This window comes from Aestuariimicrobium kwangyangense DSM 21549 (assembly GCF_000421525.1).
Taxonomy (GTDB): domain Bacteria; phylum Actinomycetota; class Actinomycetes; order Propionibacteriales; family Propionibacteriaceae; genus Aestuariimicrobium; species Aestuariimicrobium kwangyangense.
In genome coordinates this window covers 1,169,419-1,186,383 of record NZ_ATXE01000001.1, presented here as the reverse complement: position 1 = coordinate 1,186,383, position 16,965 = coordinate 1,169,419, and the positions used below count along the sequence as shown (strand labels likewise).

The window sequence follows — 16,965 nt, the reverse complement described above, 5'->3', positions numbered from 1 at the left end:
ACTCCCAAGCGCCGACCATCAGCCCAGACGGTAGTAGGCGGTCACCTCGTCGACCACGGCCTGGGCCTCGTCCAGGGTCGGCATCTCGGCGAAGACCCTGAGCACCGGTTCGGTTCCCGAGAAGCGGATCACCACCCAGCCACCGTTGGTGAAGCGCACCTTGCATCCGTCGAGCCAGCTCACCTTCTCGACCGCCGCGCCGAACGGTGGCAGGTCGTGGGCCTGCATCAGTTGTGCGACCAGTTCGGTCTTGCGCGCATCCGAGAAGGCGAAGTCGGTCTCGACCATCTCGAGTCGTCCGTATTCGTCGACGATGTCGGCGTAGAGCTCCGAGAGCTTCTTGCCACTGACTGCGATCGCCTCCACCAGCAGGGAGGCGGCGTAGATGCCGTCCTTGCCGGGGATGTGGCCACGGACCGTCAGACCACCCGACGACTCGCCGCCGATGATCGCTCCGTGTGCCTCCATACCGGCCGAGATGTGCTTGAACCCGACCGGGACCTCGAAGCACTCCTCACCGTGAGCGGCAGCGACCCGGTCGAGCAGGTGTGTCGTGGCCAGGTTCCGCACCACCGGTCCCTTCCAGCCCTTGACGGTCAGCAGGTAGTGGTACAGCAGCACCAGGATCTGGTTGGGGTGCAGGAAGTTGCCCCGGTCGTCGATGATCCCGAGCCGGTCGGCGTCCCCGTCGGTGCCGATGCCCAGGTCCGCGCCCCGGTCGAGCACGGTCTGGCGCAGCACCCGCAGGGTGTCGACGTTGGGCGAGGGAAGCTTGCCCCCGAACAGGGTGTCACGGCGGTCGTTGATCACCTCGAGTTGGCAGCGGGCCGTCACCAGGATGGTCTCGAGGCAGGTGCGTGCCACCCCGAACATGGGGTCGAGGATGATCGACAGCGCCGAATCGCGGATCGCCTGCATGTCGACCTGTTCGATGATCGCGTCGATGTAGTCGTTGAACGAGGTGGAGACGCGGATCAGGCCGCGTTCGACGCCCACCTCTGTGGCCACCGACGACACGTCGTCGTGGGTGAGGGCATTGATCTCGTCCTGCAACTGGGCCGTGGTGTCCGCGTCGGCGTCGCGTCCTCCCCGGGTGAAGACCTTGATGCCGTTGTAGAGGGCGGGGTTGTGGCTGGCCGTGACGGCCATCCCATAGGCGCAGTCCAACTCCCGGGTGGTGAACATCACCAACGGGGTGGGGGCGGAACGGTCGATCAGGTGGCACTGGACACCGTTGCCTGCCAGTACCTCGGCAGCCCAGTAGGTCGCCTCACGGGAGAGGAAGCGGCGGTCGTAGCCCATGGCGATCACGGGGGGCTGCGCGGCGTCACGTCCGCCGGGGTGCTCGCGCCAGGCTCGATCGGCCAGCCCCTGGCTGAGCAGTCGGACGTTCTCGCGGGTGAAGCCGTCAGCGATGATGGCGCGCCATCCGCCGGTTCCGAACTCGATCATGCCCCGACGCTATGCCGCGGCGACGCCGCCCTCCAAGGCTCCCGCACCCTCACCAGTCAGATGCTCGGCGCCAGTGCGCGATCACTCAGTGGGCCCGTTCACTCGTGGCCGCCGCCCAGCGGTGGCCACGTCCACGAGGCAGCCACCGCGCGGGTGGCCTCGGTGATCTCCTCGACGGTGATCGTGTCGACGTCGTCCGCTCCCGGCCTGACGGAATACGCCGCCTCCACCCCGACGCTGCGCAGTTCCCGAGCGGAGATGAAGTTGGCCCCGGCCACGACCACCACCGGACGAAGGGCGTCCCCGGCCACCTGCGTGACGTGGGTCAGCACCTCGCCACCCATGCTGCCGAAGTCGAGCCTTCCCCCGCCCGACACGACCAGGTCGGCCGCCTTGGCGGTGGTGGGCAGACCTGCGTGCTCACTGCACCACTGGCTGCCGGTCAGCACCCGGCCACCCAGCAGCAGGCAGGCGAAGCCCAGACCTCCCCCGGCCCCGGAGCCGGCGCTGACACTCTCGACGGAGCCGCAGGAGGCCGCCAGGTCGACCAGGTTCTGGTCGAGGGCGAGCAGGTCGGCGGGATCACTGACCACTCCGGCGGCGTGACCGCGCACCGAGGTGATGCCACGCAGTCCCACCAGGTGGCGGGCCACCTCGTCCGCCTCGACGACCAGGCTGATTCGGGTCCGACCCACCAGGGCCCGCACGGCGCCGAGGTCAACCGACGTGACGCCTCGCAACCCTTCCACCCCCGCATCCAAGGGCTTGTCCGCGACCGCCCCCAGGGCCGCCAGCAGACCTGCTCCCCCGTCATGGATCGCGGTGGCGGGCATCTCCAGCACCAGTTCGTCCGGGGAGTCGGCGAGCACGAGCGCGACGGCTCGTCCGACCACCACCGACGTCGAGTGACGGTCGATCCTGCGAGTGGGAAGGAGGTCTGGGTCGCCGGCCACCGACAGCACACTCGTGCCGCCCTGCCGGGTGAGCGTGAACACCTGCCCAGCGACCGTCATCAGCTCGACAGGGGCGCGCAACAGGTCGCTCGCCGCCTGCGAGAAGCCTCGTCCTGCCGCCCCGATCGGCACCACGGCCACCTCGGCACCCCGGTGGGCGAAGGCCTCGCCCATGGCAGCGCCGGCCAGCGCGGAGGACACGGCAGGAAATGAATCGGTGGCGATGACGACACGCATCATCGCCACCGGGCGGAGGACTGGGTCACGGGTCCAGTCTGTCAGCCGTTCCCGTCAGCTGGGAATGAGGCCGTCGTACTCAGGGGAGTCATCGAGCCAGGCACGCATCTCCTCGAGCCGCACCGAGGCTTCCGGCAGGATCAACTCCGAGTCCGCGAGCACGTCGTCGGGAACCTCGACCCCCTGCTCGCGCACGATCGTCAGCAGCCTCTCCACCGCAGAGGTGAGGGCCTCCTGGTCTGAGGCCGCCATGGCCTGCTCGATCAGGTCGTCCTGCTCATTGAGCGCGGGGAAGGACTCCTCGGGCACCGTGTACTGGCCCTCCCCCATGATCCGGATGATCATGCCTGACCCTCCTGGACCGGGTCCCCTCCAGCAGGCTGGCCGGAGCCCTGCTGGCCCTGGAACTGCTGACCCTGGGACTGTTGACCCTGGAACTGTTGACCCTGCGCTGGCTGACCCTGCGCTGGCTGACCCTGGGCGGACTGGCCGGCAGTCAACTGGCCGTGGGACTGGGCAGGAGCGGAACCCACCGACAACTGGGCCTTCATGGCCGCGAGTTCGTTCTCGACCTGTGAGGTCGAGGCGAGGGCGTCGAGTTCGCGGGTGATGTCGTCCTTGTAGGTGCCCGAGGGATCCTCGAGTGCCCCCGACGCCAGCAGCTCGTCGACGGCCGACGCGCGGGCCTGCAACTGCAGCGTCTTGTCCTCGGCCCGCTGGATCGCGAGGCCGACATCGCCCATCTCCTCGTTGATGCCGGTGAACGCCTCGGAGATGCGCGTCTGCGCCTCAGCCGCGGAGTAGGTGGCCTTGATGGTCTCCTTGCGGGTCCGGAAGGCGTCCACCTTCGCCTGCAGCCGCGTGCTCGCCCGCACCAGCTTCTCCTCCTCCCCCTGCAGCGTGGCGTGCTGCTGCTGGAGGTCGGCCAGTTGCCCCTGCAGTCCGGACTTGCGGGTGAGGGCCTCACGGGCAAGGTCCTCACGGCTCGCCTCCAGGGCGCGCTGCGCCGAGAGGGTCAGCTTCTCGACCTCGCTGTTGAGCTGGTTCGCCTGCAGCTCGACCCGCTTGCGACTGGTGGCGACGTCGGCGACACCGCGACGCACCTTCTGCAGCAGTTCGAGTTGGCGCTGGTAGGAGTAGTCGAGGGTCTCGCGAGGATCCTCCATGCGGTCCAGGGCCTTGTCGGCCTTGGCGCGGAAGATGGTCGAGATGCGCGAGAAGATGCCAGACATACGGGTCCTTCCAATGGGTGGGGTCAAGGCCTGTGGTCAGGCGTCGACGTACGGGGTCCACCCTAGTTACCGCAGGCGTCACTTTCGAGGGTGGATCCCAACCGGCCGCCCCGCCGGGTGGGTGACCCGGGGATGAATCAGGGTGGTCCCGCGACTACGATGGGACGAACTCCGGGGCCGACTCGGAGCCGACGTCGACACCGAAGGACCCCATCGTGGCGCTGTTCCGCCCCTACCAGCAGACGACGGCCGACGAGCGCGCCGAGGCGAAGGCCAAGCTGAGCCAAGCCAGGGTCAGCCAGTCGAGGACCGAGGCCGTCGACGACGGCGCGGACACTTCTGTCTCGCCCCGGAGGACGAAGCAGCCGCCGGCGCCCGAAGTGGCCCCCCCGGTGGTCGATGCGGAACGAACCGCGCCCCGGTTGACCCCCAAGAAGGACCGGCCCACCCCCACCAGGGCCGAGGCGGAGGCCGCTCGCAAGGCCCGGGTCAACCCGCAGCTGTCGGGCAAGGACGCCAAGCGGGCGCTGCGGGAACGCAACCGCACCGTTCGGATGAAGGCGATGGCCGAGGCCGAGAACGAGCCGACCAAGGCGTTGTTGCGCGACTACATCGACCACCGGTGGACGCTCACCGAGTTCCTGATGCCCACCATGATCCTGCTCGCCGCCCTGTCGATCGGGTTCGGGCGGTTCCTGCTCGCCCAGCAGGTCTTCTCCCTGGCCATGCTCGCCCTGTTCATCGGCTGGATCATCAATGTCTGGGTGGTCTGGCGCGGCTTCAAGAAGCAGGCACACGAGCGGTTGTCCCAGCCCAACTTCCGGGGTCTGTTGATGTACGCGAACAACCGCATGTTGCAGATCCGCAGGTTCCGCCAGCCCCCCGCCCGCATCAATCGCGGCGAGGCCTACTGATGGCCTACCGCTGGGTGGCCGAACCGGCCCCGGGTTCGGAGTCGGGGGCCGACGACCTGGAGGGACTCGGCATCGACCAGGCCTTCGCCGACCAGACGGCCGCGGAGCGGTGGCTGTCGGAGACCTGGGCCGAGATGGCAGACCTCGGCGTGACCACCGTTTCGCTGTTCGAGGAGGACCGCCTCGTCTACGGCCCGATGAGCCTGTCCGCCGGCTGAGTCGGCAGGAGCTCCGTCACAGGGTTGCCGGTGGCCTGCCGGTGAACTGCGGTGGGGCTCATCGGGGGGCGGACTGACCGCCCCGGCGGCGCTTGCGGACCTCCGCGGCCCAGAGCATCCCACCGAAGGCCGTGATCGCCACGCCGGCACCGATCACCGACGGACGCGAGGCCTTGGCTGCTGCCTGCCTCTGTTCATAGGACTGCACCTGGTCGGACGAGGTGCTGGTGTAGGTCGACTTCATGCACGTGTCGCCGGGGTGCATCTCCAGGCCGCGGCAGGTCACGGGGCCTCGTCCGATGACGAAGAACCCGACGGCGATCGCGGTGAGACCCACGACCACCAGGGCGGCGTGCAGCACCAGTGCCCAGCGCCCCTTCACGCTGCCCGCACCCCGGGGGTCACGAACGGGGGCTTGACCACCTCGAACTCCTCCCGGCGGTTGCGCACCACCACCCAGACGGTGTCACCGAGTTCGACCGAGGCATCGAGGAGCGCAAGCCCCACTCCGTACCTGAGGGTCGGGCTGAAGGTTCCGGAGGTGACCTCCCCCAGCACGGCACCCTCGGCGTCGACGACACTCATGCCGTGACGCGGGATCCCTCGTCCGATGGCCCTGAGGCCCCGCATCCGGCGTGCCGGGCCCTCGTCCCGGACACGTCGCAGTGCCACCGAGCCCTCGAACTCGTATGGCTTCTTCCACCCGATGGCCCAGGACAGTCCCGCCTCGACGGGGTTGATCCCGGGCGAGATGTCGAGACCGTGCAGCGAGTAACCCATCTCGGTGCGCAGGGTGTCACGCGCTCCGAGACCACAGGGACGGATGCCGAACGGTTCCCCCACCCTCATCACCTCGTCCCAGACCCCCGGGGCGATCTCGGAGGGCACGACCAACTCATAGCCCTTCTCGCCGGTGTACCCGGTACGGCAGACGGTGTAGGTGACGCCGTCGTGGTCGGCCTCGGTGAAGCCCATGTAGTCGAACTCGCTCGGCAGGCCCATGGCCTCGAGCACCTCGTCGGAGTGGGGACCCTGCACGGCCAGCACGGCGTAGTCGTCGTGGCGGTTGGTCACCTCGACGCCCTGGTACTCGGCCGAGGACGAGGCCAGTCCGGTCAGGATGCGGCAGACCTCGGCGGTGTTGGCCGCATTGGGGATGAGGAAGACCTCGTCGTCGCCCTTGAGGTAGCAGATCAGGTCGTCGACGACCCCTCCCTCGGTATTGCACAGCATCGAGTACTGCGCCTTCCCGGGGACGATCCTGTCGAGGTCATTGGTGAGTGTGTGGTTGAGGAACTCCCGCGCCCCCGGCCCGGTGACGGTGGCCTTGCCCAAGTGGGAGACGTCGAAGATGCCCACCCCCTCACGAACCGCGCGGTGTTCGGCCAGCACCCCGCCGCCGAGGTACTCCAACGGCATCTCCCAGCCCCCGAACTCGGCGAACTTGGCGCCAGCGGTGACGTGCCGGTCGTGCAGGGGCGAATGCTTCAACTCGGGCATGCGGCGAGGCTATCGCAGCGGCTGCTTCACCGCCGCCGGGGATGCCCGCCGCGGGCCCAGCCGCTAGCCTGCTGGGAGAACCCTCCCAGACCTCTGGCACCGGGCCACCCACGAATGGCCCACCCGCCGGAAAGGACGACGATGTCAGCTCTCGCCCCCCACCAGGCTCCCTCGGTCAGCGTGGTGAAGCAGCCCTCCAAACAGGTCGACGTGCTCGTCGTCGGTCTGGCCGACGGCACCAGGGGGCCCGTTCCCGTGGGGCTCCCCGACGCCTGGTCAAAGGCGTCCTCGAAGCAGTTCGGTGACCTGGCGACGCTCGTCCTCGACCTGGGTGGCAGCGGCACGGAGAACACGGTGACGGTGTTGCCCCGGGTGGGCGGGACCCGACTGCTCGCGGTCGGCCTCGGCAACCCCGAGGTGACCCCCCAGGTGGTCCGCGCCGCCGCCGGCGCGGCAGTACGCAGGGCGGCCTCGCTGGTCAAGGACACGGCCGTGACCGTGGCCATCTCCCTCGACCTGGCCGACCCCGAACTGGTGCAGGCCGCGACGGAGGGCGCCCTGTTGGGCAGCTACACCTTCGACAAGGTCTCCTCCGAGCAGGGTGCTCCGGGTGTCCGGGCCGTCGAGATCGTGGTGGGTGCCTCGACCGGAGCGGTTCAGGACGCGGTGACCCGAGGCAAGCACGTGGCCGGCGGTGTCACCCTCGCCCGGGACTGGATCAATGCCCCCGCGAACCTGCTCTACCCCGAGACCTTCGCAGCCGAGGCCCGCGCAGCCGTGGGTCACCTGCGCTCGGTGCAGGTCGAGGTGCTGGACGAGAAGGAACTCACCAAGCAGGGCTACGGCGGCATCCTGGCCGTCGGTGGCGGGTCGTCCCGCGCACCGCGGCTGACCCGGCTGGAGTACAAGCCACGCGGCGCCAAGCGGACACTCGCCCTGGTCGGCAAGGGCATCACCTTCGACTCGGGCGGCCTGGACATCAAGCCGGCTGACGGCATGTACACCATGAAGTGCGACATGTCGGGCGCCGCCGCGGTGATCGCAGCCGTGAAGGTGATCGCGGAACTCCAGTTGCCCGTGCACGTGATCGGGTACGCGTCCATGGCCGAGAACATGCCCAGCGGGTCGGCCTACCGCCCCTCGGACGTGCTCACCATGTTCGGCGGCACGACGGTCGAGAACGTCAACACCGACGCCGAGGGACGTCTGGTGATGGCGGATGCCCTCGCGCGGGCCAGCCAGGACTCCCCCGACCTGTTGGTCGACGTGGCGACACTGACCGGGGCCTGCATGATCGCGCTCGGTCTGCGGACGGCCGGAGTGATGGCCTCCGACCACGAGACGGCCGAGACCGTGCTCGACGCCGCCGAGGCGGCCGGTGAGGAGTTCTGGCAGCTCCCGATCCCGCAGCACCTGCGCAAGAGCCTCGACTCGAAGGTGGCCGACCTGAAGTCGGGCGGACCCCGCTACGGTGGCGCGCTCACGGCGGCGGCGTTCCTGCATCGCTTCGTGGGCGGCTCCATCCCGTGGGCCCACCTCGACATCGCCGGACCGGCCTTCAATGACGACGAGCCCTACGGCCACGTGTCCACCGGCGGAACCGGTGCCGCCGTCTCGACGCTGGTGGCTCTCGCCGCCTCCTTGGGACGCTGACGATGGACGAGCTCCGTGACCTGGTCGTGCTGGGCGGCGGCTCCGGCGGCTACGCGGCCGCCCTGCGGGCCGCCCAACTCGGCTTGACGGTCACCCTGGTCGAGGCCGACAAGCTGGGTGGCACCTGCCTGCACCGCGGCTGCATCCCCACCAAGGCCCAACTGCACGCAGCCCACGTGGCCGACAGCGCCCGCGAGGGAAGCAAGGTGGGCGTGCGCTCGTCGCTCGAAGGCATCGACCTTGCCGGGGTCGTCGCCTGGCAGCAGACCGTGGTCGACCGCCTGCACCAGGGCCTGCAGGGTCTGGTGAGGAGCCGGGACATCGAGTTGGTCAGCGGGTTCGGACGTCTCGTCCGGGATGCCGAGGGTCTGGCCGTCGAGGTCGACGGCCGGTTGGTGAGGGCCCGCAACGTCGTGCTCGCCACCGGCTCGAAGCCCCGCACCCTCGGGCTGCCGATCGACGGCACCCGCATCCTGACCAGCGACCACGCGCTGTCGATGGCTGAGCTCCCGGGGACGGCAATCGTCCTGGGCGGGGGCGTGATCGGGGTCGAGATGGCCTCGGTCTGGCGATCCTTCGGCGTCGAGGTGACCTTGGTCGAGGCCCTGGACCGGCTCGTCCCGGCCGAGGACCCGGCCGTGTCGAAGGCCCTCCAGCGCGCCCTCACCAAGCGGGGCGTCCGGGTCCGCACCGGAGTCGGGGTCGCCTCGGCCGAGGCCACCACCGACCAGGTCACGGTCGAACTGGCCGACGGCACGTCCCTGAGCGCCGACGTGATGCTCGTCGCCCCGGGTCGAGGCCCGGTCTCGTCCGGGATGGGCTTCGCCGAGGCCGGAGTCGCCCTCGACCGTGAGTACGTGGTGGTGGACGAGAACCTGGCGACGGCCGTACCCGGCGTCTTCGCCGTCGGCGATCTGGTGGCCGGACTGCAGCTGGCCCACCGTGGATTCGCGCACGGCATGTTCGTGGCCGAGCGGATCGCCCACCTGGGAGGCCGTCTGCCGACCCGTCCGAGGCTCGTCCCGGAACACCTGATCCCGCGGGTCACGTACTCCAACCCCGAGATCGCCACGGTGGGGATCAGCCAGGCGCAGGCCGAGGCACGAGGCGCCGTCGAGGTGGTCGAGTACAACCTGGGCGGGAACGGTCGGTCCCAGATCCTCGGCACCCAAGGCTTCGTGAAGGTCATCCGCATGGTCCACGGCCCGGTGGTGGGCGTCACCATGGTGGGCCAGGGTGTCTCGGAGCTGATCGGCGAGGCACAGGCCAGCGTCGCCTGGGAGGCCACCCCGGACGACTTCTCCGGGCTCATCCATGCCCATCCGACGCAGGGTGAGGCCTTCGGAGAGGCGCTCCTGGCCCTGGCCGGTACCCCGTTGCACGTGCATCGCTGACGAATCGACACGCAGGCATTGTTCCGGTGGGGGCCTCACACCCCCGTGGCCTGCAGCCCGCACCCGGTGGGGCTAGGCTGACCGGGAACGCTGAAAGAGCAAAGGAGCACGCCCCATGGCGACCGAAGTCACCCTTCCCGCTCTCGGAGAGTCCGTCACCGAGGGAACCGTCTCGCGCTGGCTCAAGGAGGTGGGTGACACCGTCGAGGTCGATGAGGCAATCGTCGAGGTCTCCACCGACAAGGTCGACACCGAGATCCCCTCCCCCGTGGCCGGAACCATCCTCGAGATCCGCGTGCAGGAGGACGAGACCGCCGACGTCGGCGCCGTGCTGGCAGTGATCGGCGACGCCAGTGAGGCGCCCGGCAGCGACCAGACCGCTCCTTCGAGCGATGCTTCCGAGGACGCCCCATCCGACTCGGTCCCCCCCTCGGACTCGGTTCCGGTCGAGGAGACCGCCCCGGTCGAGGAGCCGGCGCCCGCTCAGCAGGCGGCGCCCGCCGCCGAAGAGGCTCCTGCAGCCCAGCAGGCCCCCCCGGCCCAGGCCTCGTCGGGCCCCGCCCAGGGAACAGAGGTCACGCTGCCCGCTCTCGGGGAGTCCGTCACCGAGGGAACCGTCTCGCGCTGGCTCAAGGAGGTGGGTGACACCGTCGAGGTCGATGAGGCAATCGTCGAGGTCTCCACCGACAAGGTCGACACCGAGATCCCCTCCCCCGTGGCCGGAACCATCCTCGAGATCCGCGTGCAGGAGGACGAGACCGCCGACGTCGGCGCCGTGCTCGCCATCATCGGCGATGCATCCGCCGCACCCGCCGCTGCTCCCGAGCCCGAGGCCGCACCGCCTGCCGTCGAGCCTGAGCCAGAGGCTGTTCAGACTTCGCCCGAGCCCGAGGCGGCTGCCCCCGCACCCGAGCCGAAGGCTCCCGCCGCCCCCGAGCCGAAGGCGCCCGCTGCTCCCGCGCCCGCTGCTCCCGCGCCCGCTGCACCTGCCGCCGCTGCTCCTGCCGCGGAGACCCCGCGTCGGGCGGAGGCATCGTCCGAGGGCGAGGGTGCCGGCTATGTCACCCCCCTGGTGCGCAAGCTGGCGGCCGAACATGGCGTCGAGCTCTCCGAGATCACCGGTACCGGGGTGGGCGGCCGGGTGCGCAAGCAGGACGTGATCGCCGCGGCGGAAGCCAAGCAGAAGGCTGCGGAGGCTGCCAAGCAGGCCGCCGCTGCGCCTGCCCCCGCTGCCGAGGCACCTCGTCCGACGACCGTCTCGCCGGATGCAGCTGCCAAGCGCGGCACCACCGAGAAGATCTCGCGCCTGCGCGCCACCATCGCCAAGCGCATGGTCGAGTCGTTGCAGGTGTCGGCGCAGCTGACCGCCACCGTCGAGGTCGACCTGACCGCCATCTCGCGGCTGCGGGCCCAGCACAAGGACGCCTTCAAGGCACGCAACGGCGCATCGCTGTCGTACCTGCCGTTCATCACGAAGGCGGCGGTCGAGGCGCTGAAGCAGTTCCCGAAGGTGAATGCCACCATCGACACCGACGCCGGCACCATCACCTATGCGGCCGCCGAACACATCGGCATCGCCGTCGACACCGAGAAGGGCCTGCTCGTCCCGGTGATCAAGGATGCGGGTGACCTCAACCTCGCCGGCATCGCCAAGAAGATCGGTGATCTGGCTGCACGCACCCGTGCCAGCAAGGTCACTCCGGACGAGCTGGGCGGTGGCACGTTCACGATCACGAACTACGGCTCGGCCGGCACCTTGTTCGACACGCCGATCATCAACCAGCCCCAGGTCGCCATCCTCGGCACCGGTGCGTTGGTGAAGCGTCCGGTGGTCATCTCCGACAAGGTGATGGGCGACACCATCGCCGTGCGCGACATGATGTTCCTGTCGCTCAGCTACGACCACCGACTGGTGGACGGTGCCGAGGCGGCCCGGTTCCTGAGCGCCGTCAAGGCTCGTCTGGAAGAGGGCGACTTCGCCGCCGAGCTCTGATTGCTGGTTCAACTACGACGAGGGGCCGACCTGAGGGTCGGCCCCTCGTCCGTTTTCGGGGGGTGCACGGTGTCGTCGCCGGTGGACGGCGGACCTGCCGCTGCGCGGCGCAGTAGGCTCAGCTCGGCCCTCGTGCGGGGGCAAACGGAGAGGAAGTCACCCTGTGAACTGGTTGCATGCGATTCTGCTCGGCATCGTCGAGGGGATCACCGAGTTCCTGCCCGTCTCGAGCACCGGCCACCTCAACGTGGTCGAGAAGCTGCTCGGGTACCAGATCGACTCGGTGGGCATGACGGCCTTCACCGCCATCATCCAGGTGGGCGCCATCATCGCTGCGGTGGCCTACTTCTGGAGGGACATCGTGGCCATCGCGGCCGCCTGGGGCAAGGGCCTCGCCAACGCCGAGGCCCGTCGCGACCCGAACTACCGCCTCGGCTGGGGAGTCATCCTCGGATCGATCCCCGTGGCCGTGGTGGGCCTTCTCTTCCAGGGGGCGATCGAGACCACGATGCGCAACCTCTGGGTGATCATCGCTGCGCTGGCCCTGTGGTCGGTCGTGATGTGGGTGGCCGACCGGTACGCCGCCAGGCGTGAGCCCCAGTCGTTGCGCGGCATGTCGGACGTCACCATCGTCGACGCCATCGTGATCGGCCTCTTCCAGGCACTCTCGCCCGTCTTTCCCGGCATCTCCCGCTCCGGCGCCACCATCTCTGCCGGGCTCTTCCGTGGGTTCGACCGGGTGACCGCCACCCGACTCTCGTTCTTCCTCGGCATCCCTGCCCTGGTCGCCGCCGGTGGCCTGCAGGCCACCGAGAACTACCACCAGGTCGCCACCACCGTGGGCTGGGGGAACACCGTGATCGCGACCGTGATCAGCTTCGTCGTCGCCTACGCCTCGATCGCCTGGCTGCTGCGGTACGTCTCGAAGAACTCCTTCACCGCCTTCATCATCTACCGCGTGGTGCTCGCCGCCGTGCTCGCGGTGTTGGTCATCGCCAAGGTGGTCACCGCCTGATGCTCCAGTTCCAGAGGCACGGATTCGGGGACCACCACGACCGCTTCCCCGGCCTGGTCGAGTACCGCCAGGGATGGGACTTCCAGCGTGAGGTGCACGCCTTGGTGGCGGCTGGCGAAGTGCCTGACCAGTGCCTGTACGTGCAGCACGAGCCCGTCTACACCGCGGGACGACGCACCCTCCCCGAGGAGCGCCCCTTCGACGGCACCCCGGTCGTCGACGTCGACCGCGGGGGCAAGATCACCTGGCACGGGCCCGGACAGCTGGTCGGTTACCCCATCGTGAAGTTGACCGAGGGCATCGGCGTCGTCGACTACGTGCGCCGGGTCGAGGAAGCCGTGATCCGATGGCTGGCTGGCCTCGATGTCGTCTCGGGACGCATCCCCGAACGCACGGGCGTCTGGCTGGCCGCCGGCGACGGCAAGCCCGAACGCAAGATCTGCGCCATCGGCATCCGGGTCAGCAAGCGGACGACCCTGCACGGGTTCGCGCTCAACCTCAGCAACGAACTGCAGGACTTCGGCAACATCATTCCCTGCGGGATCAGTGACGCCGGGGTGGGCAGGCTGGCCGACGAGATCACCGGCCCGGTGCCGAGTCTGGACGAGACAGCCGACGGCCTCGAACCCCTGCTGGCCGAGTTGTTGGCCTTCGAGCCGTACCGCATGAGCCCCGACCTTGAGCGGACACCCGGGGTTGGCATCTTCGGCTGACGCGTTCCTTGGGATGCTCACCTGTTCCAACCCCACGCCAGCAGGGTTCCGCCGTGAGCCGAGCCCCCCGACCCGGGTACGTCCCCAGCGCCCGCACGAGTAGACTCCCTCAGGTGACTGTTGCACCCGAAGGACGTCGTCTGCTCCGGGTCGAGGTGAAGAACGCCCAGACCCCCATTGAGCGCAAGCCACCGTGGATCAAAACCACGGCGAGGATGGGTCCGGAGTACCGGGACCTGCAGAAACTGGTGCGCGAGGAAGACCTGCACACCGTCTGTCAGGAGGCCGGGTGTCCCAACATCTTCGAGTGCTGGGAGGACCGCGAGGCCACCTTCCTCATCGGTGGTGACTCGTGCACGCGACGCTGCGACTTCTGCCAGATCGAGTCGAAGAAGCCCTCGGGCTATGACACCGGCGAACCCCTGCGCGTGGCCGAGTCGGTGCGCACCATGGGGCTGCGCTACGCGACGGTGACGGGTGTCTGCCGCGACGACCTCGAGGACGAGGGCATCTGGCTCTACTCCGAGACCATCCGCAAGATCCACGAGCTCAACCCCGGCGTGGGTGTCGAGATGCTGGCCCCGGACTTCTCGGGCCGCCGCGAACTGCTCGAGCAGCTGTTCGAGACCCGTCCCGAGGTGTTCGCGCACAACGTCGAGACCGTGCCGCGCATCTTCAAGCGCATTCGTCCGGGCTTCCGCTACGAGCGCTCGCTCGACGTGCTGACCATGAGCCGCGAGGCAGGTCTGGTCACCAAGTCGAACCTGATCCTCGGCATGGGCGAGACCCGTGACGAGATCAGCCAGGCGCTCCGCGACCTGTACGAGGCTGGGACCGAGTTGATCACGATCACCCAGTACCTGCGCCCCAACGCCCACCTGCACCCCATCGACCGTTGGGTCACCCCCGAGGAGTTCAAGGAACTCGAGCAGGAGGCCCTGCAGATCGGGTACTCCGGTGTGCTCTCGGGACCCCTCGTCCGTTCGTCGTACCGGGCGGGCAAGTTGTACCGTCAGGCGATGCAAACCCGCGCCGACGCGCTCACCACCCAGAAGGTCTGACCATGGCATCCGAAGCCGCCAAGGAACTGGCACGCAAGCAGAAGGAACAGGCGCGGGCCGAGAAGGAGCGCCGCAAGCACTCCGACAATCCGCGCGACTGGGGCACCGTCCGCCAGTTGACCGAGACGTACAAGCGCACCCAGGAGTACGACAAGGCCCTGCCTTGGATGCTGCTCGGTGCCTTCCTGGTCGCCCTGGTGGTCTTCCTCGTCGTCGGCCTGATCGTGCAGCCGTGGTGGATGTGGCTGCTCCTGGGGATCTCGTTCGGGCTGGTGGCCGCGATGCTCGTGCTGCTGTGGCGGGTGCGCAAGGCCACCTACGCCCGCTTCGACGGCCAGGCCGGGTCGGGCGAGGTCGCCCTGTCTATGCTCGACAAGAAGAAGTGGACGACCACGCCCGCCATCACCGGCACCCGCCAGCTCGACGTCATTCACCGGGCCCTCGGGCCGTCGGGTCTGTTCCTGATCGCCGAGGGTGATCCGAACCGGCTGAAGTCGCTGCTCTCGACCGAGGTGCGCCGCCACGAGCAGGCCACCAACGGGGTCAAGGTCATCACGATCCAGATGGGCAGCAAGCCCGGGCAGGTTCCGCTCAACAAGCTGGCGGACCACCTCAAGAAACAGCCCAAGACCTTGGACGCCGCCCGCCTGGCCGACCTGCAGTCACGACTGCGGGCACTCGACACCATGCGCAACAAGTTGCCGATCCCCAAGGGACCGTTGCCGACCCGCGGCTCACGTTCCTCCCTGCGCGGTCGCTGAGGTGGCGGCGGGTCCCAACCTGGTCAACGCCGAGAAGGTCACCAAGACCTACGGCACCCGCACCCTGCTGGACGAGGTGTCGCTCGGCATCGGTGCCGGTGACGTCATCGGTGTCGTCGGACGCAACGGGGACGGCAAGTCCACCCTGCTCGGACTGCTGACCGGCACGGTCGAACCGGATTCCGGACGGATCACCCAGACCGGGAATGTCTCCATCGGTGTGCTCACCCAGGCAGAGGTCGAGGTGCCACCGACCACACCGGGGCACCTGCCGACCGTGCGGGACCTGATCGTCCACGGCGAGCCCGACCACGTCTGGGCGGCCGACAGTTACCGCCGCACCGTCGTGACCGAACTGCTCGACGGCATCGGGCTGGACCAGCCCTTGGCGACGCTGTCGGGTGGCGAGCGTCGACGTGCGGCCCTCGTCGCCATGCTGCTGGGCGACCACGACCTGCTGGTGCTGGACGAGCCCACCAACCACCTCGACGTCGAGGCCGTCGCCTGGTTGGCGCAGCACCTGCGCACCCTGCAGCAACGAGGCACCGCCATGCTGGTCGTCAGCCACGACCGCTGGTTCCTCGACTCGGTCTGCACCCGCATCTGGGAGGTGCACGACGCCAGCGTCGACGCCTACGAGGGCGGCTACGCGGCGTACGTGCTCGCGCGGGTCGAGCGTGACCGGCAGGCGCAGGCCACCGAACAGCGCCGCAAGAACCTGGCCACCAAGGAACTGGCGTGGTTGCGCCGCGGCCCGCCCGCTCGCACCAGCAAGCCGCGGTTCCGCATCGACGCGGCCAACTCCCTGATCCAGGACGTCCCGGCTCCGCGCGACCGCATGCAGTTGCAGGAGTTCGCGGTGGCGCGACTGGGCAAGGACGTGGTCGACGCCGTCCGGGCCAGCGTGGTGCTGCCCGACGGTCGGGTCCTGCTCGACCAGCTCGACTGGTCGATCGGACCCGGTGACCGGATCGGCCTGGTCGGCGTCAACGGTGCCGGCAAGTCGACCCTGTTGCGCCTGCTCGCCGGCGAGCAGCAGCCCACGGGCGGACGCGTCAAACACGGCAAGACGCTGCGGCTGGGTCATCTCAGCCAGCTCGTCGGTGAGCTGGACGACGGCGAGCGGGTGCTCGACTCGGTCAACCGGCTCAAGCAGGAGACCACCGATGCCACCGGCAAGCAGCTGACCGCCTCGACCCTGCTGGAGGACTTCGGTTTCACGGGTCAGAAGCTGGTCACTCGCATCGGGGAGCTGTCCGGCGGCGAGCGGCGCCGGCTGCAGTTCCTGCGCCTGCTGCTGGCCGAGCCCAACGTGCTCTTCCTCGACGAACCGACCAACGACCTCGACATCGACACGCTCAACGTCATCGAGGACCACCTCGACTCGTGGCCCGGAACCCTGGTCGTGGTCAGTCACGACCGCTACTTCCTCGAACGCGTCTGCGATGTCACCTACGCGCTGCTGGGTGACGGGTCGTGCGTCCTGCTGCCGGGGGGTGTCGACGAGTACCTCGAACGTCGTCGCGCCGGCACCGCGGGGACGGCCACTCGTCCCGCGGCCGACGCGGGCCCGAACGAGTCGACCCGCCCTGGACTGTCGGGAGCAGAGTTGCGAGCCGCCCAGAAGGAGTTGGTCGCCATGGAGCGCCGGATGGGGCGACTCCACCAGCTGATCGACAGCGCCAGGACCGCCCTCGCCGACCATGACCCGACCGACTACGTGGGCCTGGGCGTGGCCATGCAGAAGATCACCGCCCACGAGGCGGAACTGAGCTCCCTCGAGGAGCGCTGGATGGAGCTGGGCGAGGAACTCGAGAGCGCTGCATCCTGACGGGCGGAACCTGCGGACCCAGACCTCACAATTGACGG

The 16,965-nt window shown here is 69.0% G+C and carries 16 protein-coding genes; 10 read left to right on the top strand and 6 right to left on the bottom strand.

Going from position 1 to position 16,965, the window contains the following annotated elements:
* Positions 1–18 precede the first annotated feature (18 nt).
* The 4 genes from H507_RS0105255 to H507_RS14905 form a co-directional block, all read right to left on the bottom strand.
* Positions 19–1,452, bottom strand: a complete 1,434-nt coding sequence (locus H507_RS0105255) for a phosphoglucomutase/phosphomannomutase family protein (protein ID WP_022909675.1) — start codon at positions 1,450–1,452, stop codon at positions 19–21.
* 98 nt (positions 1,453–1,550) lie between these two features.
* A complete protein-coding gene (locus H507_RS17210; protein ID WP_281166922.1) occupies positions 1,551–2,642 on the bottom strand; it encodes a glycerate kinase in 1,092 nt (363 codons plus the stop codon).
* Between the two features lie 54 nt (positions 2,643–2,696).
* The gene (pspAA, locus tag H507_RS0105245; protein ID WP_022909673.1) at positions 2,697–2,987 is read right to left on the bottom strand and encodes a PspA-associated protein PspAA; all 291 of its coding nucleotides are present in this window, start codon (positions 2,985–2,987) and stop codon (positions 2,697–2,699) included.
* Complete coding sequence (locus H507_RS14905) at positions 2,984–3,874, bottom strand: PspA/IM30 family protein (RefSeq protein ID WP_022909672.1); 891 nt, start codon at positions 3,872–3,874, stop codon at positions 2,984–2,986. Before H507_RS14905 ends, pspAA begins: the two co-directional genes overlap by 4 nt.
* Before the next feature lie 215 nt (positions 3,875–4,089).
* Here H507_RS14905 and H507_RS14900 point away from each other — a divergent pair, with 215 nt between their 5' ends.
* Together H507_RS14900 and H507_RS0105230 are read left to right on the top strand one after the other, a co-directional pair.
* Positions 4,090–4,788, top strand: coding sequence for a DUF3043 domain-containing protein (locus H507_RS14900; protein ID WP_022909671.1), 699 nt, complete (start codon positions 4,090–4,092; stop codon positions 4,786–4,788).
* Positions 4,788–5,006, top strand: a complete 219-nt coding sequence (locus H507_RS0105230; protein WP_022909670.1) for a hypothetical protein — start codon at positions 4,788–4,790, stop codon at positions 5,004–5,006. The genes H507_RS14900 and H507_RS0105230 overlap by 1 nt, the downstream gene beginning before the upstream one ends.
* A gap of 58 nt (positions 5,007–5,064) precedes the next feature.
* Here the strand turns inward: H507_RS0105230 and H507_RS14895 are convergent, their stop codons facing one another.
* Positions 5,065–5,388: a hypothetical protein gene (locus H507_RS14895; RefSeq protein WP_022909669.1), complete on the bottom strand. Its 324-nt coding sequence runs from the start codon at positions 5,386–5,388 to the stop codon at positions 5,065–5,067.
* A complete protein-coding gene (gcvT, locus tag H507_RS0105220; RefSeq protein WP_022909668.1) occupies positions 5,385–6,506 on the bottom strand; it encodes a glycine cleavage system aminomethyltransferase GcvT in 1,122 nt (373 codons plus the stop codon). Before gcvT ends, H507_RS14895 begins: the two co-directional genes overlap by 4 nt.
* A 141-nt stretch (positions 6,507–6,647) precedes the next feature.
* On the opposite strand from gcvT, the gene H507_RS0105215 reads away from it, so the two are divergent.
* From H507_RS0105215 to H507_RS0105180, 8 genes are all read left to right on the top strand, one after another.
* Complete coding sequence (locus H507_RS0105215) at positions 6,648–8,159, top strand: leucyl aminopeptidase (protein WP_022909667.1); 1,512 nt, start codon at positions 6,648–6,650, stop codon at positions 8,157–8,159.
* Between the two features lie 2 nt (positions 8,160–8,161).
* Entirely contained in the window at positions 8,162–9,553 is a 1,392-nt protein-coding gene (gene lpdA / locus H507_RS0105210; RefSeq protein WP_022909666.1) for a dihydrolipoyl dehydrogenase, read from the top strand.
* Between the two features lie 115 nt (positions 9,554–9,668).
* Positions 9,669–11,546, top strand: coding sequence for a 2-oxoglutarate dehydrogenase, E2 component, dihydrolipoamide succinyltransferase (gene sucB, locus H507_RS14890; RefSeq protein WP_022909665.1), 1,878 nt, complete (start codon positions 9,669–9,671; stop codon positions 11,544–11,546).
* A 163-nt stretch (positions 11,547–11,709) separates the two neighbouring features.
* A complete protein-coding gene (locus tag H507_RS0105200; RefSeq protein ID WP_022909664.1) occupies positions 11,710–12,561 on the top strand; it encodes an undecaprenyl-diphosphate phosphatase in 852 nt (283 codons plus the stop codon).
* Positions 12,561–13,274, top strand: coding sequence for a lipoyl(octanoyl) transferase LipB (gene lipB, locus H507_RS14885; RefSeq protein ID WP_022909663.1), 714 nt, complete (start codon positions 12,561–12,563; stop codon positions 13,272–13,274). Before H507_RS0105200 ends, lipB begins: the two co-directional genes overlap by 1 nt.
* A 113-nt stretch (positions 13,275–13,387) precedes the next feature.
* Positions 13,388–14,335, top strand: coding sequence for a lipoyl synthase (gene lipA, locus H507_RS0105190; protein ID WP_022909662.1), 948 nt, complete (start codon positions 13,388–13,390; stop codon positions 14,333–14,335).
* A gap of 2 nt (positions 14,336–14,337) precedes the next feature.
* The gene (locus H507_RS0105185; protein ID WP_022909661.1) at positions 14,338–15,096 is read left to right on the top strand and encodes a DUF4191 domain-containing protein; all 759 of its coding nucleotides are present in this window, start codon (positions 14,338–14,340) and stop codon (positions 15,094–15,096) included.
* Between the two features lies 1 nt (position 15,097).
* Positions 15,098–16,927 (top strand): ABC-F family ATP-binding cassette domain-containing protein, encoded by a 1,830-nt coding sequence (locus H507_RS0105180; RefSeq protein ID WP_022909660.1) that lies wholly within the window; start codon positions 15,098–15,100, stop codon positions 16,925–16,927.
* Positions 16,928–16,965 lie beyond the last annotated feature (38 nt).

Bases quoted from the DNA above. Each gene is read 5' to 3' on its own strand.
- H507_RS0105255 (WP_022909675.1), bottom strand. From the start codon at position 1,452: ATGATCGAGTTCGGAACCGGCGGATGGCGCGCCATCATCGCTGACGGC.
- H507_RS17210 (WP_281166922.1), bottom strand. From the start codon at position 2,642: ATGCGTGTCGTCATCGCCACCGATTCATTTCCTGCCGTGTCCTCCGCG.
- pspAA (WP_022909673.1), bottom strand. From the start codon at position 2,987: ATGATCATCCGGATCATGGGGGAGGGCCAGTACACGGTGCCCGAGGAG.
- H507_RS14905 (WP_022909672.1), bottom strand. From the start codon at position 3,874: ATGTCTGGCATCTTCTCGCGCATCTCGACCATCTTCCGCGCCAAGGCC.
- H507_RS0105230 (WP_022909670.1), top strand. From the start codon at position 4,788: ATGGCCTACCGCTGGGTGGCCGAACCGGCCCCGGGTTCGGAGTCGGGG.
- gcvT (WP_022909668.1), bottom strand. From the start codon at position 6,506: ATGCCCGAGTTGAAGCATTCGCCCCTGCACGACCGGCACGTCACCGCT.
- H507_RS0105215 (WP_022909667.1), top strand. From the start codon at position 6,648: ATGTCAGCTCTCGCCCCCCACCAGGCTCCCTCGGTCAGCGTGGTGAAG.
- lpdA (WP_022909666.1), top strand. From the start codon at position 8,162: ATGGACGAGCTCCGTGACCTGGTCGTGCTGGGCGGCGGCTCCGGCGGC.
- sucB (WP_022909665.1), top strand. From the start codon at position 9,669: ATGGCGACCGAAGTCACCCTTCCCGCTCTCGGAGAGTCCGTCACCGAG.
- lipB (WP_022909663.1), top strand. From the start codon at position 12,561: ATGCTCCAGTTCCAGAGGCACGGATTCGGGGACCACCACGACCGCTTC.
- H507_RS0105185 (WP_022909661.1), top strand. From the start codon at position 14,338: ATGGCATCCGAAGCCGCCAAGGAACTGGCACGCAAGCAGAAGGAACAG.